The 16,170-nt window shown below is 39.0% G+C and carries 15 protein-coding genes and 1 tRNA gene; 10 read left to right on the forward strand and 6 right to left on the reverse strand.

Annotation, left to right across the window (positions count from 1 at the left end; translation table 11 throughout):
- Positions 1-6: 6 nt before the first annotated feature.
- Positions 7-522: a glutathione peroxidase gene (locus G7092_RS20090; RefSeq protein WP_166091748.1), complete on the forward strand. Its 516-nt coding sequence runs from the start codon at positions 7-9 to the stop codon at positions 520-522.
- A 185-nt stretch (positions 523-707) separates the two neighbouring features.
- Here the strand turns inward: G7092_RS20090 and G7092_RS20095 are convergent, their stop codons facing one another.
- The 4 genes from G7092_RS20095 to G7092_RS20110 form a co-directional block, all read right to left on the reverse strand.
- Complete coding sequence (locus G7092_RS20095) at positions 708-1,496, reverse strand: MlaD family protein (RefSeq protein WP_166091750.1); 789 nt, start codon at positions 1,494-1,496, stop codon at positions 708-710.
- Complete coding sequence (locus G7092_RS20100) at positions 1,493-2,263, reverse strand: ABC transporter ATP-binding protein (RefSeq protein ID WP_235953912.1); 771 nt, start codon at positions 2,261-2,263, stop codon at positions 1,493-1,495. The genes G7092_RS20095 and G7092_RS20100 overlap by 4 nt, the downstream gene beginning before the upstream one ends.
- A 22-nt stretch (positions 2,264-2,285) precedes the next feature.
- Positions 2,286-3,062, reverse strand: coding sequence for an MlaE family ABC transporter permease (locus G7092_RS20105; protein WP_166091754.1), 777 nt, complete (start codon positions 3,060-3,062; stop codon positions 2,286-2,288).
- 93 nt (positions 3,063-3,155) lie between these two features.
- On the reverse strand, positions 3,156-3,866 hold the full coding sequence (locus G7092_RS20110) for a pirin family protein (protein WP_166091756.1): 711 nt from the start codon (positions 3,864-3,866) through the stop codon (positions 3,156-3,158).
- A gap of 85 nt (positions 3,867-3,951) precedes the next feature.
- On the opposite strand from G7092_RS20110, the gene G7092_RS20115 reads away from it, so the two are divergent.
- The 5 genes from G7092_RS20115 to G7092_RS20135 all read left to right on the forward strand — a co-directional run bounded on the left by G7092_RS20115 (position 3,952) and on the right by G7092_RS20135 (position 10,497).
- Positions 3,952-4,608: an NAD(P)H-binding protein gene (locus G7092_RS20115; RefSeq protein WP_166091758.1), complete on the forward strand. Its 657-nt coding sequence runs from the start codon at positions 3,952-3,954 to the stop codon at positions 4,606-4,608.
- A complete protein-coding gene (locus G7092_RS20120) occupies positions 4,605-6,470 on the forward strand; it encodes an ABC-F family ATP-binding cassette domain-containing protein (protein ID WP_166091760.1) in 1,866 nt (621 codons plus the stop codon). The genes G7092_RS20115 and G7092_RS20120 overlap by 4 nt, the downstream gene beginning before the upstream one ends.
- A 1-nt stretch (position 6,471) precedes the next feature.
- Positions 6,472-6,717 (forward strand): CBU_0592 family membrane protein, encoded by a 246-nt coding sequence (locus G7092_RS20125; RefSeq protein WP_202985372.1) that lies wholly within the window; start codon positions 6,472-6,474, stop codon positions 6,715-6,717.
- 152 nt (positions 6,718-6,869) lie between these two features.
- Positions 6,870-8,732 carry a tRNA uridine-5-carboxymethylaminomethyl(34) synthesis enzyme MnmG gene (mnmG, locus tag G7092_RS20130; protein WP_166091763.1) on the forward strand — a complete coding sequence of 621 codons (1,863 nt, stop codon included), beginning with the start codon at positions 6,870-6,872 and terminating at the stop codon, positions 8,730-8,732.
- 115 nt (positions 8,733-8,847) lie between these two features.
- Complete coding sequence (locus G7092_RS20135) at positions 8,848-10,497, forward strand: Ig-like domain-containing domain (RefSeq protein WP_235953913.1); 1,650 nt, start codon at positions 8,848-8,850, stop codon at positions 10,495-10,497.
- Here G7092_RS20135 and G7092_RS20140 read toward each other — a convergent pair.
- A complete protein-coding gene (locus G7092_RS20140; RefSeq protein ID WP_166091768.1) occupies positions 10,487-10,999 on the reverse strand; it encodes a gamma carbonic anhydrase family protein in 513 nt (170 codons plus the stop codon). The genes G7092_RS20135 and G7092_RS20140 overlap by 11 nt on opposite strands.
- Before the next feature lie 92 nt (positions 11,000-11,091).
- On the opposite strand from G7092_RS20140, the gene G7092_RS20145 reads away from it, so the two are divergent.
- Positions 11,092-11,164, forward strand: a tRNA-Gly gene (locus G7092_RS20145).
- Positions 11,165-11,275: 111 nt separating this feature from the next.
- On the opposite strand, the gene nadB is transcribed toward G7092_RS20145, so the two are convergent.
- Positions 11,276-12,868 carry an L-aspartate oxidase gene (gene nadB / locus G7092_RS20150; protein WP_166091770.1) on the reverse strand — a complete coding sequence of 531 codons (1,593 nt, stop codon included), beginning with the start codon at positions 12,866-12,868 and terminating at the stop codon, positions 11,276-11,278.
- Between the two features lie 407 nt (positions 12,869-13,275).
- Here nadB and nadA point away from each other — a divergent pair, with 407 nt between their 5' ends.
- From nadA to G7092_RS20165, 3 genes are all read left to right on the forward strand, one after another.
- Positions 13,276-14,268: a quinolinate synthase NadA gene (gene nadA / locus G7092_RS20155; protein WP_166091772.1), complete on the forward strand. Its 993-nt coding sequence runs from the start codon at positions 13,276-13,278 to the stop codon at positions 14,266-14,268.
- Between the two features lie 335 nt (positions 14,269-14,603).
- The gene (thiL, locus tag G7092_RS20160; protein WP_166091774.1) at positions 14,604-15,647 is read left to right on the forward strand and encodes a thiamine-phosphate kinase; all 1,044 of its coding nucleotides are present in this window, start codon (positions 14,604-14,606) and stop codon (positions 15,645-15,647) included.
- 6 nt (positions 15,648-15,653) lie between these two features.
- Positions 15,654-16,082 (forward strand): hypothetical protein, encoded by a 429-nt coding sequence (locus tag G7092_RS20165; protein ID WP_166091777.1) that lies wholly within the window; start codon positions 15,654-15,656, stop codon positions 16,080-16,082.
- The last annotated feature ends 88 nt before the right edge of the window (positions 16,083-16,170 follow it).

Here is a 16,170-nt window from a genome sequence, read left to right on the forward strand (position 1 = left end):
AAAAACATGAAACTACTTGCTTTAATATTCGCTTTCCTTTTTATCACAGCGCCCTCATCTGTATATGAGTTTAAGCTGAAAAGTATTGACGGAAAAGATTTTACATTGGCAAAATACAAAGGCAAAAAAGTGCTTATTGTAAATACGGCCTCCAAATGCGGCTTTACCAAACAATACACCGATCTGGAGAAATTATCTGAACAATACAAAGGTAAATTAGTAGTAGTGGGTTTCCCAGCTAATAACTTTGGCGGACAAGAGCCTGGTACAAATCAGGATATCAAAACTTTTTGCAAAGAAAACTTCTCGGTAACCTTCCCGATGAGCGGAAAAGTTAGCGTGTTAGGGCTTGATATCGATCCATTGTTTCAGTATCTGACCACAGCACCGAACCCTGATTTTACAGGTGATATCAAATGGAACTTTGAAAAATTTCTGATTGATGAAAATGGTAAACTGATTCACCGTTTCAGGTCACAAACAACCCCACTATCCCCAGAAATTACTAAATATTTGAACTAAAAACTTTGCTTTTAAAAAGGCAAAAGCCGCCGGATGCTCTCCGGCGGCTTTTTTGTTCATTTTGTTCACAGAAAGTGCCTGTTTTTTAGGGCTAATGTATAGCCTGGGTGTACATTATTCTGTATAGTTGTATTTAGTTGATCCGCGCTACAAAAAATATTACAAAACACCAGGTAAAATTTTTGCTAGTTTCCCTTATCATCCTTTTCCTTCGCGGCTTTTTCCTTATCTTTTTGGGCTTGTTCCTGTACTTTTTTAATGGAATCCTGTTTTGCTTTAGCCGCCTTTTTCTTTTTATTAAAAAAGCCTCTTAATAAAAAATTATGCTGTGCTGCAGTCAGGTCTTCATTGAGGGTGTTAGTGGTGGTATGCACTTTTTTCATGGTAGTTTGTGCTTGTTTAACCGTACTTTCGATGTTTTTAGCCATATCATCACTATTCAGCAAGCGACCTATACTTCCTTTTCCGCTATTGATTTTACCAACAATATGAGATAGATCTGTCGTTAACGTTTCCGCATTATCAGCAACTCGCGTAAGTTTGGTTATTATTTTGTCTACATCAACCGGGTTTATGGATCCTAAATGCCCTCCTGGCTGTACCTCTGTATGACTTGTTATACCACCAGGAGCAATTACCACCAGCTTATCGCCCATCAATCCATCACTCCCAATACTCATTTTTGCATCAGTTTTAATGAATTTTTTAACACTGTTATTTAGTGTCAGGTCAACCCTTACCGAGCTATCCGTTACAATGTTAATTGACTGTACTACACCTATGTTGATACCCGCAAAGCGTACATTATTGCCTACTTGCAAGCCACTTACATTTTTAAAAGTGCCATATACATTGAATGTAGAATTAAACAAGCTTTTTTGACTGCCTATAAAAAAGATAGCCAATACCAAAACCACCAATCCGGCGAAGGTGAACAGGCCAATTTTTATTTTTTGTGATGATGTGGTTTTCATGTTGTTTCGTTAAAAAATGATCGTACCATTTTGTTATCCGATTTTTGCAGCTCTTTATAAGAGCCTTCGGCTATATATTCGCCATCATCCATCACTACAATGCGGTCGGCCGTTATCCGGGCACATTCCATATCGTGTGTAATAATGATAGATGATGTTTTATATTTCTTTTGCATATGGAGTATCAGCTCGCTGATTTCACGTGAAGTGATGGGATCTAGCCCGGTAGTGGGTTCGTCATACAGCATAATTTCGGGCTTTACAATAAGTGTCCGGGCCAGACCTACCCTTTTACGCATCCCGCCAGATAGGTCTGACGGCAGCTTATCGATAGCATCCAATAAGCCCACACCGTCCAGCACTTCCTCTACCCGTTTATCTATCTCCTGCTGATCATTAAGTTTTAGTACCCTCGTTAATGGAAACTCCAGATTCTCCCGTACCGTCATAGAATCATATAAGGCCCCACTCTGAAACAAAAACCCAATTTTCATACGCAACTGTTTCAGATCCTCGTCTTCCATTTCTACTACATTTTCGCCCAATACGGTTAAGGTGCCAGCATCCGGTTTAAGCATACCCACTATACATTGTATGGTCACCGATTTTCCCATGCCTGATTTGCCTAAAACCACCATATTTTCTCCTCTTTTAAGATCAAAGCTGATGTCTTTCAATACTTCCTTGTCACCAAAGGCTTTGGCTACACCTTTAGCATGTATAACCACTTCCTCTTTTTGTGATGATGCAGGTTTCTTCGCTTCCATATTTTTAACGGCGGCTTTCATATCAATGATAAAATAATAAACTGGTGATCTGGACAGCTATGGCATCAATAACAAATATCCACAGGGAAGCCGTTACCACTGCTGAATTAGCCGCGATACCTACACTCTCGGTCCCTTTGTTGGAATGATAACCTTTATAACAGCCAACAAAACCTATCGCAAAGCCGAAAAAAATGGTTTTCACTACAGCCGGCAAAAAGTCTGAAAAATCAAGGGAGGAGATACATTTAGTAAAATAAAGCGAAAAGCTGATACTATCTGTAATATTTAAGGCCAGGAAGCCACCAAACAAGCCTATAGCATCGCCAATAATAGAAAGAAGGGGTACCATGAGGCTGGTAGCTAAAATACGCGTAACAACGAGATATTGCAGCGGATTGGCGCCTGATACTTCCATAGCATCTATCTGCTCGGTAACCTTCATGCTGCCTAGTTCAGCGCCGATACTCGATGCTATCTTACCTGCACAAATAATAGCCGTTATAACCGGTCCTATTTCGCGGATAAAAGAAACTGTAAGGGTTTTGGGTAACATACTGGCAGCCCCAAGACCAACTAATGATGGTCTGAGCTGTACAATTAAAACCAGTCCCATGATAAAGGAGGTAATACCTACCAGCATCATGGAGCGATAGCCTATTTCATAACATTGCCGCACAAATTCCGACCATTCAAAGCCGCCGGCAAATATATTTCTGAAAAAACGGGCAAAGAAAACACATTGCTCGCCAATGTCTTCTGCCCACTTCCTCCATCCGGTAATTGCTTGTTCTGCCATAAGTTATGTTCAACTAATTGTGAGGATAAAACAAAATTCTATCCCTTTGTTTTGCAGTTCAAGAAAATTAACCTTTAGGTTCGGCTTGCAGGTTTATGACATTGGTACATCAATGATCAGGAAACGGGAAAATTCTTCGGGTTCAATTGTAAATGAACTGGTATCATAAACACCCAGCGCATCTCTTTTGTTTAAAACAGCACTATTTATTTTGATAGAACCTTCTATAACAAACACATAAGCCCCATTTCCCCCTGTTTTTATATCATAATTTAGCTGGGTACCTGCTTCAAAATCACCCATGCTAAAAGTGGCATCCTGGTTTAACCAAAGTGTATCCAGGCTCTTTACCGGCGATATCAATGTGGTAAGCTGGTTTGTCTTTAAAAGCGGCTTAAAATCCTTCTGGTCATAACGAGGCTGTATATCTAGTTCCTTAGGGAAAAGCCATATCTGTAAGGTCTTAGCTTCTTCTGTACGGGAAGCATTATACTCGGAATGATAAACGCCGGTTCCGGCCGACATCACCTGAACTTCACCAGCACGAATCACGCCCGTATTACCCATACTGTCTTTGTGTTCCAAGCCTCCCTCCAATGGTATGGTTATGATTTCCATATTATCATGCGGGTGTGTCCCAAAACCTGTACCGCCGGCAATAATATCATCGTTTAATACCCTTAATACACCAAAATTAACCTTGTTGGGATCATAATATGATGCAAAGCTGAATGAAAAGTTAGCTTTTAACCAACCAAGGTTATTTTTTCTACGTTCGTTTTCGGGATAAAATATAGTTTTCATGATGCTCTCCTATTTATATGTTTAAACATATAATTCTTATTCCACAATTTATTTATGTGTATTTTTGCAAAAAATTGTGCGTACTATGGCAAATAAGGCTATTATTGCAGGTTCGAGCGGACTAATTGGCAGTAATTTACTGGATATTTTACTACGAGAGGCTTTTTATGATGAAGTTTTAATTCTGGTTAGAAAAGAATTACCCATCCAACATCCTAAATTGACTCAATTGGTGGTGGATTTTGATCAGCTGGAGAGTTATTCCAGTGCCATAACCGGCCATGCTATATTTTGCTGTTTAGGTACAACCAGACATAAAACACCAGACAAGATTGTTTACCGCAAAATTGACCATGATTATCCTTTGATATTGGCGCAATTGGCGCATAAAAATGGCATAGAGCAATATCACCTGGTTTCCTCCATAGGAGCCAACAAAGCTTCGTCTACTTTTTATATCAAAACAAAGGGTGAATTAGAAGCGGATATACAACATGTTGGTATACCCGCTTTGCATATCTATCGCCCATCACTATTAACCGGCAAGAGACAAGAAAAACGAGTGGAAGAAAAAATAGTAACTGTGCTATACAAAATAATAGAGCCTTTACTATTTGGGGTCTTAAAAAAATACAAAAGTATTCCGGCTGTAAAAGTAGCCTCTGCTATGTACAAACAATCAATGCAAACTAACATGGGCTTGTTTATATATGAGTCTGACAAAATAAAAGAACTATCGTGAGCACTTACATTTCTGCTGAAAATCTTGGTCATCAATTTCATGACAACTGGCTATTTAAAAACATAACCATCGGTATAAACCGTGGCCGCAGGGTTGCACTGGTGGGTGTAAATGGTGCAGGTAAATCTACCCTGCTTAAATTACTGGCCGGTCACCTCAAGCCCACCGAAGGTAAAGTAGTTCAGAGCCGTGACTTGAACATGGGTTATCTGGAACAAGACCCTGGTTTTAAGGATGCGGTAACTATCAGTGATTATATTTTTCATGCCGATGATGTACAACAGCAATTGATCCGTAAGTACGAGGAGCTTTTGGAAAATGATCCCGACAACGCCAAGGCTATTGAAAAAGTAATGGAAGAGATGAGTGAAGTTGATGCCTGGGAGTATGAGTACAAGATCAAAACCATTTTGGGCCGGTTGGATATACATCACCTGAATCAAAAGATCAATACCCTATCTGGTGGTCAAAAGAAACGTCTGGCTTTAGCCAAACTGCTTATCGAAGACCCGGACATTTATATACTGGATGAGCCTACCAACCATTTGGATATCGATACTATAGAGTGGCTGGAGAAATTACTCACCGAAGGTAACAAAACCATATTGATGGTTACGCACGACAGGTATTTCCTGGATAATGTATGTAACGAGATATTAGAGATAGACCGAGGTAAAATACAACCTTATAACGGTAGCTATGGATACTATCTGGAAAAGAAAGCCGAACGGGATGCCGCAGATGAAGCTACTTTCCAAAAAAACAGCAACCTGCTACGCAAGGAGCTGGAATGGATGCGCAGACAGCCACAAGCCCGCGGAACTAAATCAAAGGCACGCATTGATGCCTATTATGATCTGGAAGAGAAAACCAAAGCAGGTGGTATCCGCGAAAAAGTTGAACTGAGTGTAAAAACAGCACGGCAGGGTAACAAGATCATGGAGATGGAACACCTCTTTAAATCATTTGGCGACCGTACTTTTATTAAGGATTTCAGCTATATATTCAAAAAAGGCGATCGGATTGGTTTAGCTGGTCGTAATGGTAGTGGCAAATCTACCCTACTTAATGTTATTACCGGAGCTTTACAACCAGATAAAGGAACAGTGGTAAAAGGCGAAACTACTGTATTGGGCTATTTTCATCAATCGGGCATTAAATTCAAGGAAGATGAGCGTGTAATTGATATTGTAAAAAACGTTGCAGAGTTTATTACGATGGCCGATGGTAAAACTATCTCAGCCTCTGCCCTGCTCACTTTATTCTTATTCCCGCCTGCTAAACAATATGGATTTATATCTAAGCTAAGCGGTGGCGAAAAGAAACGCCTGCAGTTAATGAGCATTCTGATGAAGAATCCTAATTTCTTGATCCTGGATGAGCCTACAAACGATCTGGATATTGATACCTTGAATGTATTGGAAGAGTTTTTAACCAATTACACGGGTGTATTAATGATTGTATCGCACGATAGGTATTTACTGGATAAGCTAACCGATCAGCTATTTATTATGGAAGATGGCGGCCATGTACGTATCTACAATGGTAATTATTCATCTTACCGTATTGATCTGGAAGAGGAAAAGCAACAAGCCAAAAAACCAGCTCCTGTTGCTCCTACTCCAGCTCCTGTTGCTAAAAAAAGTAAATTAAGCTTTAAAGAAGCCAAAGAATTAGAAACAACCGAAGCAGAAATACAAGCTATAGAAAACCAAATAAAGGATAAAACCGAACAGCTAAATACAACAGGCATAGCTCCGGAAAAGTTGAATGATATACTAGCTGAAATTGATACCCTGAATAAGAAACTGGATGCTAAAAGTATGCGGTGGATGGAATTAACCGAGTTAAACGAATCATAAAGTGAAAGTATCAGATATCATTGCTTCAGCAGGTGTAATCATACTTTTGATTGCTTTTTTGCTAAATTTATTTAACAAATTATCAGCCGAAAGCAAGGTATATAAGCTCATGAATTTTATAGGTGCAGGTACTTGTTGCTATGCCTCTTACATGGTTAACTTCTATCCATTTGTGGTATTAGAGGATGTATGGGGCTTTGTAGCTTTAATATCATTATTAAAGGTTCCACGTGGAACATCGGTATAGATTGAATAGTTTTGTATTCTACTATTCAATAAAACTAAAAGAATATGACGTTCCACGTGGAACATCGACAATAAATAAGATCATCAAATCGCTTATTTCAAGCATAATTGACTATAAGATCATAATGTTCCACGTGGAACATGGAGGTAAAAATGTTTAAGAAATATAATGTAATAGTTGTTGGTGCAGGCCATGCCGGCTGCGAAGCTGCTGCTGCTGCTGCCAATTTGGGGTCGTCTGTATTGCTCATTACCATGAATATGGGAACCATTGCACAGATGAGCTGTAACCCTGCTATGGGTGGTGTTGCCAAGGGACAAATAGTGCGTGAAATAGATGCTTTAGGTGGATACTCAGGTATTATTACAGATAAAACCTCTATCCAATTCAGGATGCTGAACCAATCAAAAGGACCAGCAATGTGGAGCCCAAGGGCTCAAAGTGATCGTATGCGCTTTGCAGAAGAATGGAGATTGGCCTTGGAAAGAACACCAAATGTTGACTTCTGGCAGGATACCGTTACCTCCCTTTTAGTAAAGGATAACACCATAAAAGGTGTACGTACCTCTATAGGCGTAGAGATAGAAGCAGACGCCGTTGTACTTACTAACGGTACCTTTTTAAATGGTATAATACACATAGGTGAAAAGAAGTTTGGCGGTGGCAGATCTGGTGAGAAATCAGCTACAGGTTTAACCGAACAACTGGTTACTTTAGGCTTTGACTCGGGCAGAATGAAGACCGGTACCCCACCCCGTATTGATGGCCGCAGTCTTAACTATAGCCTAATGGAAGAGCAATGGGGTGACGAAGAACGTGGTCGCTTTTCTTTCACTGATGTAGATATGATCCAGGAACAACGCTGCTGCTGGATTACTTATACCAATACCAAAGTACACGAAACATTGAAGGAAGGCTTTGAAAAGTCGCCCATGTTTACAGGCAGAATTAAAGGCTTAGGTCCACGTTATTGTCCTTCTATCGAAGATAAAATAAACCGTTTTGCAGAGCGGGATCGTCACCAGATATTTGTTGAACCGGAAGGATTGAATACTATTGAGATCTATGTAAATGGTTTTTCTACCTCCCTACCAGAGGATGTACAGTACAAAGCGCTTACTCAAATACCAGGTTTTGAGAATGCAAAAATGTTCCGTCCGGGTTATGCCATTGAGTACGATTACTTCCCACCTACCCAATTAGGTTTAACTCTGGAAACTAAATTGATCAGTAACCTGTACTTCGCAGGGCAGATCAATGGTACTACCGGATATGAGGAAGCGGCATCTCAAGGCTTCATTGCGGGGATCAACGCGCATCAAAAAATTAACGATAAACATGAATTGATTTTGAAAAGATCAGAATCATATATTGGTGTATTGATTGACGACCTGGTAACTAAAGGTACCGAAGAACCCTACCGAATGTTTACTTCCAGGGCCGAACACCGCCTGTTACTACGTCAGGATAACGCTGATATCAGGCTAAGCCCTATGGGTCATGAGTTAGGATTGATCAATGACGAGCGCTTAGAAAAGGTAAAACAAAAAGTTAAAAACTCTGATGATATTGTTGCTTACACCAGGAGCAAATCAATTGATCCGTCAAATGTAAATAGCTTACTTGATGAATTAGGTACTAGTCCCCTATCGCAAAGTGCCAAACTTTTTAATTTATTAAGCCGTCCGCAAGTTGGCTTTAATGACCTTAAGAAGGTAGATGGATCTTTGACCGAATTATTATCAGCTTATGATAAAGAAACTGTTGAACAAGCTGAAATAAAAATCAAATATGAGAGTTACTTTATAAAAGAAATGGAAATTGTTGACCGCATGAAAAAAATGGAAGACCGAGAAATCAATCCGGAGTTTGATTATCATACCCTGGTATCTCTTTCAAAAGAAGCACGCGAAAAATTGATGAAGATAAAACCACGCACTTTAGGTCAGGCATCCCGAATTTCGGGCGTATCACCATCTGATATTTCAGTTTTAATGGTTCATGTCTCCAGATAGAATATAACTTATTGATAATAAACACTTTATAAAATATTGTTTTAAATCAATTATTTTCATTTTTTAATATCATAACTCATAAAAATATAAAAATCGCTTATATCGCCTAAAAACCATGTTAAACAAAAAACGGGTCAATTTTCACAATTTTCCATTCTCTTTTTTGGCACTTTTAATCCTTTTTGGATGCGCAGCTCAACAACCCCCCCAGGGAGGACCGCGTGACCTCACTCCACCCAAATTAGTGAAGGCTATACCGGCCAATAAAACCCGGAATTTTAAAGCCAAGGAAATTGATCTGGAATTTGATGAGTTCATTAAACTCACCAACCAGTACCAGGAAATAAGCATGAGCCCGGCGATGGAAAAACAACCGGAGTACATTTCGAGCAAAAGGATCTTAAAAATAAAACTTAAAGACTCACTGCAAAAAAATACTACCTACGTTATCAATTTTGGAAAAGCTATACAAGATGTTAATGAAGGTAACGTACTCAAAAACTTTACTTACGTTTTTTCGACAGGTCCGCATATTGATTCTTTAAGCATCTCGGGAAGTGTTACCAATACTTTAACCCAGGAAAAAGAAAAAGATGTAACCGTAATGCTTTTTACATTAAAGCAAGACTCCCTCCTTTTCGGTAAAAAGAAACCAAGTATTTTCGCAACTACAGACTCCTCCGGAAATTTTAGTCTAAACAATTTGCGCGAAGATGACTACAGGATCTATGCCCTTAAAGAAGCATCCCCTAACAAGATATTTGATAACGACCAGGAATTGATAGCTTTCTTAAAAAAAACAATCCACCTCAGATCCGACACTTCAAATATTCAGTTAAATCTATTTAAGCAAAATCCAGAGAAATTCAGGTTTTCAGAAAAACGGTTTGACACCGATGGTAAATTGCTTTTCGTTTTTAATAAAGCTTTAAATAATCCTTCTATAAAAGTTATTTATCCTGCAGATGTCGATAAACAAAAACAGGTAGACTTTAGTAAAACAAAAGATACTGCATCAGTATATCTGCGTAATATGAATTTTGATTCTATACGGGTGGCTGTATTTGATAATGGTAAGCCCATTGATTCTACTTCGCTTTTAAAAGGTAAAAAGGAGAGCTTTCAGAGAGCTTTAACCTTTCAGTATAATATTAACGGCAACAACCTGCTAAAGCCCGGTACCGACTTAAAATTGACAGCCAGCTTACCCATAGAAAACTTTGATAACTCGCTCATCACACTTAATGAAGACTCAGTTGCCGTTGCAACCAGCGATCTTACCTTACAAAAGGACACTGGCAATTTTAAAAAGATCACTGTAAAATATAGATGGCGGCAAGGCAGTAAATATGAAATTATATTTAATGAAGCAGCATTTACCTCCATATATGGTGATAAGAATAAAAGAATATCAAAAAAATTCCAGTTAGATAAAACAGATAATTACAGTACACTTACTTTAAAGGTTACCCTTCCAGATACAGGAAAATCATATGTTGTTGAATTGCTAAACGAACAAAAGAAAGTTTTACAAAGCGATCCCATAAAACGTAATGGCTCTATAGTTTATAAAAATATTATTACAGGAAAATATATATTCCGGGTAATTTATGATGAAAACAAAAACGGTAAATGGGACAGCGGAAACGTACATCTTAGAAAACAGCCGGAACACATTTGGGTAAGTGAAAAAGTAATATCCTTAAGGCCAAACTGGGAAGCAGAAGAAGCTATAACGGTACCTAAAGAGCCTATTACTCCTTAAACCAGGCAGAGTACATAATATAATTATTGGGGAGCTGTTTCAGCAGAGCTTTTTGTTCATCTGTTAAAGGTTTTATCTTTTTGGCAGGGATACCGGCATACAGGTATCCTGATTCACAAATAGTATTCTCTAACACTACTGCACCAGCTGCAATGATCACAAATTCATTCACCACAGCATGATCCATCACAATGGCGCCCATACCTACCAGCGTATGATCATGCAACGTACAGCCATGCACAAGGGCGTTGTGCCCAATAGATACGTTACTACCTATATTGGTAGCCGCCTTTAAATAAGTGGCATGTATCACTGCACCATCCTGTATATTGGTATTATCACCTATTTTAATATAGTGCACATCACCACGGATAACAGCATTAAACCAAACCGAGCAATTTTTACCCATCACTACATCACCAACAATAGTAGCGTTTGGAGCAATAAAACAATCCTCACCCCAAACCGGGCTTTTATCTTTTACAGGCAGTATTACAGGCATAGCTTTTATTCGTGAGTTATTGAATTATTGATTTAGTAAATGGAAATTATTGAATGATGTACTTTTTAATTATGTTTGGGTATAAAATTTAAGCGGAAATAGCTCAGCTGGTAGAGCATCAGTTTCCCAAACTGAAGGCCGCGGGTTCGAATCCCGTTTTCCGCTCAAATATTATTATATCTCAATTGCCATCCTGAGGAACGAAGGGTCTATTCACCTATAGACTAATGATATAACAGATTCTTCACTCCGTTCAGAACGACAAAATTTACTTTTTTAAAAAACGGTATCTTCTACCTTCTCCGCATGCACCGGGTAATCCGTAGTATAATGTAAGCCCCTACTCTCTTTACGTAACATTGCCGATTTTACAACAATAAATGATACCTGTATTAAATTACGTAGTTCGCAAAGCTTTACAGATAATTTCGTTTTCTTATAAAAAGATTCCGTTTCCTCATACAACAATCCTAAACGACGCAAAGCTCTTTCCAGCCTGAAATCAGAACGAACGATACCTACATAATCATTCATCAACTTCTGCATTTCGCGTACGTTGTGTGTTACCAGGATGTCCTCGTTTGAAAGTTGCACACCCTTTTCGTCCCAATCCGGGATATTATCCGGGATAACAAAATCTTTAAATTTACTTACCGCATCTTCATATATACGGTGAGCAAAAACCAATGCTTCTAATAATGAATTGGAAGCCAAACGATTAGCACCATGCAGACCAGTTGATGAACATTCTCCGCAGGCATATAATCTTAATATAGATGATTGCCCAACATGGTTCACCATAATACCACCACACATATAATGACAGGCCGGAGCAACTGGTATCATATCCTTAGTCATATCAATACCTATCTCCAGGCATTTGGCATATATATTAGGGAAATGGTTTAAAATATCTTTTTTACTGCGATGCCTGATATCTAAATAAACAAAATCTTCACCCGATTTTTTAATCTCCGCGTCAATAGCACGTGCTGTAATGTCACGTGGAGCCAATGATTTACGCGGATCATATTCCTGCATAAACTCTTCACCATTAGTACGTCTTAATACACCTCCAAAGCCACGTACAGCTTCAGATATTAAAAAGGAAGGATATTCACCAGGATTATATAAGGCCGTAGGGTGAAATTGTATAAACTCCATGTTCCTTACTTTTCCTTTGGCTCTATAAACCATGGCAACCCCATCACCAGTGGCAATAGTTGGATTAGTAGTAACTGCATATATATGGCCCGCTCCACCAGAAGCCATCACCGTTACTTTGGATAATATCTTTTCCACAATATTACTTTCGGTGTTGAAAGCATAAATACCATAGCAAGTGATATCCGTACTGGATTTACCAACCAGCTCACCTAAATGGTGCTGTGTGATCAGATCGACAGCGAAATAATGTGTTAATATCTCAATATTAGGGTTCTTATGTATCTCTTCTAATAGTGAACGCTCTATTTCCCAGCCAGTTACATCTTTATAATGTAATACCCTGAATTCAGAATGCCCACCTTCTTTGGCCAGGTCATAAAAGCCTTCATTTGTCTTGTCGAAATTGGTTCCGTAATCAATAATTTCATTGATCCGGGCCGGACCTTCTTTAACAACAGCCTCTACAACTTCTTTGTCGCAAAGGCCATCACCCGATATTAAGGTGTCTTCTATATGTTTTTCAAAAGAATCTTCTTTTTTATCCACAACCACCGCAACGCCACCCTGCGCATACTTAGTGTTTGATTCGTCCTCGTTTGATTTTGTAACTATCAGAACCTTACCATGCTTTGCTGCTTTCAGCGCAAAACTCAATCCGGCTATACCGGAACCCACAACCAGAAAATCAACAGTTTTGGTCATATTTATATGTAAAATGTGTAAAAGTATAATTAGTGTTAACAACAGGTATAAAACCTGTTAATTTCATGTAAACAAATAGCTAATAAATAATCAACTCGTGGATAACTCCTATTTTTAATGCTAATATGAATAATTTTTGAGCGACTTTTGAGGTAGTAAAGTCATATAGCTAACATTTTCCCCACTCACAAAATATTAACATAAAACTTTTTTAAATAAAATTTGATTGTCATACGAATCACAAAATCAATCAAATATAAGATCAAAAGATGTGGATAACTGTTAGTAAAATGTGAAAACTAATTAATGAAACAAAATATATCACGACTTTTGCACAATACTAACACACCAATAAACAATAGTTTTATTTATATAAAAAATTAGTTGTTATTAATTGAAATGTTGAAATGGATATCTTCGAAGAATTAAATGTGAAAGGATTTGTGGACGAATACATCGACCCCACACTGGATCTTTTTGATGAAATTGAAAAACTTAAAAAGGAAAAAAATGCAGTTATTTTGGCTCATTATTACCAGGAACCCGATATCCAGGATATTGCGGATTATATTGGAGATAGTTTGGGGCTTTCACAACAAGCCGCAAAAACTGATGCCGATATTATCGTTTTCGCCGGGGTACACTTCATGGCCGAAACCGCCAAAATACTTTCACCAAACAAAAAGGTTTTATTACCCGACTTAAAGGCAGGTTGCTCATTAGCAGATAGTTGCCCACCTCATTTATTTAAAAAGTTTAAGGAAAACTATCCGGATCACCTGGTGATCACCTATGTAAACTGCACAGCCGAACTGAAAGCTTTAAGTGATATTGTTTGTACATCAAGTAACGCGGTAGCCATTGTAGAAAGTTTGCCAAAAGATCAGAAGATCATATTTGGGCCCGATAAAAACCTGGGGGCTTATGTGGCTAAAAAAACAGGCCGCGACCTGGTACTGTGGAACGGAGCCTGTATGGTTCATGAAATTTTTTCTAGGGAAAAGATAACTAAACTCAAGGAAAGGTACCCCAATGCTAAATTATTGGCACATCCTGAATGCGAGGAAGTTATATTGAAAATGGCCGATTATATAGGCTCAACAACCGGGATATTAAAATATGCTGGCAGCCATGCGGATAAAGAATTTATAGTAGCTACAGAAGCTGGTATACTACACCAGATGCAAAAGGAAAACCCGGATAAAACGTTTATTCCGGCGCCACCAAATAACAATTGTGCCTGTAATGATTGTCCGCATATGAAAAGAAACACATTAGAGAAATTGTATTTGTGTTTAAAAAATGGATCGCCTGAGATTACAGTGCCCGAACATATTATTGAACGTGCGGTAAAACCGATTGAACGGATGCTGGAAATATCAGCACAATTGGGCTTATAAAAGGGAAGATTTTTTAAAGAAGCTAAAAATCCTAAAAAATTTTTCCCGCCTTCGGCGGATGTGATGGGTTATTGCGCTGTTGCCGGCTGGTTTTGTTTGATAGCCTAAAATCGGCCAAAAATTTCCCGCCTTCGGCGGTAGGAAGTATGGAGGGACCCGCATTATTAAATGCGATAGGTATTGAACTTAAAATCTCAAAATTTTTTTCCGCCTTCGGCGAAAGACATCATGCGATTTTTGCGACGGCCCGAAAATTTTAAGCTAACTAAATTGTAGCCATTTGGTAACCCCGGGCAACAATCTGTACTTTTGCAGATTATTATATTGAAGAAAAAATGTTTGAAAATCAAGATAGAACGAATTTAGAGGACCTGGGCGAATTTGGGCTGATAGGTCATCTGACAAAAAACATCAAACTAACTCAGCAAAGCACCGTGAAGGGAGTTGGCGATGATGCAGCAGTATTGGACTTTACCGGAAAGAAAGTACTGGTAAGCACCGATATGCTGTTGGAAGGCATTCATTTCGACCTGGCTTATACGCCTTTAAAGCATCTTGGTTATAAAGCTATACAAGTAAACCTGAGTGATATTTATGCCATGAATGGTACCGCATCGCAGGTTACGGTATCTATTGGAATGTCGAGTAAATTTCCGCTGGAAGCTATTGAAGAGCTTTACGAGGGCATTTACATCGCTTGCGAAAAATATAATGTAGATCTGGTTGGTGGCGATACCACTTCATCAAAACAAGGGTTGGTGATTAGCGTAACGTCTATTGGTTATGCCGATGAAGCTGATGTAACTTATCGTAATACTGCCGGTGAAGGGGATTTGATCTGTGTATCTGGCGATTTAGGCGGTGCGTATGTCGGTTTGCAATTGCTGGAGCGTGAAAAGCTGATCTACCTGGAAAATCCACAGGTTCAGCCCGATCTGGAAGGCAAGGATTATATTGTGGAGCGCCAGTTAAAGCCGGAGGCCCGCCGGGATATTGTAGAGTTGTTGAAAAGCATCGATGTAAAGCCAACGGCTATGATCGATGTATCTGACGGTTTGGCATCAGAGATATTACACATTTGTAAGCAAAGCGATAAAGGCTGCAACCTGTACGAAGATAAGATCCCGCTGGATCCGATGACCTATGAAACAGCTCGCGAATTTAACCTCGACCCTACCGTTTGCGCGTTGAGTGGCGGCGAAGACTACGAACTGCTTTTTACCGTAAAACAAGCCGACTACGACAAGATTAAGTTCAAGATGGATATCACCATCATCGGGCATATCACAGAGCCTTCAGCGGGCTGTAATCTTATTACCAAAACAGGTAACGTACATGCCTTAAAAGCCCAGGGATGGAACGCATTTAAAAAGGATTAATAAGGAATGTTTAACAGTCTCTTCAAAAAATTCAGCGGACAGGATCCTGATAATAATAAGCCCAAACAGGTTGCTACAGCGGTAATGTTGTTGTATATCGGTTTCATACTGTCTATGATTACCGATTGGCTCGATGGCATTGGTATTATCCCCTTTCTGGTTGTTTTTATTGTGATCAGCGCCATTATCACCGCTATTTCGGCAGGAAAGAAATGGGCCCGTATTGTGATAATCCTGTTTGTTCTTTTTAACCTGCTCTCCTTTGGGTTTAACATTGCCCAGCTGCTTAGCCATGGTATAAAAGAAAAATTTACCAATCTGGTGATGGCATTATACGCTATCGAGATCATTATTGAATTGATAGCGTTACGCCTGTTGTTTTCCAAACAAGCTAATGCATGGTTTAATGAGCGAAGGGAAGATGTGAGCATGTAAGCGTCCATTTCTCTCCCTTTGTCATGCTGAACGGAGTGAAGCATCTATTGGTATAATACGCTAAGTTCATTAATAGATCCTTCGTTCC

Origin of the sequence: Mucilaginibacter inviolabilis, assembly GCF_011089895.1 — a bacterium.
GTDB lineage: Bacteria > Bacteroidota > Bacteroidia > Sphingobacteriales > Sphingobacteriaceae > Mucilaginibacter > Mucilaginibacter inviolabilis.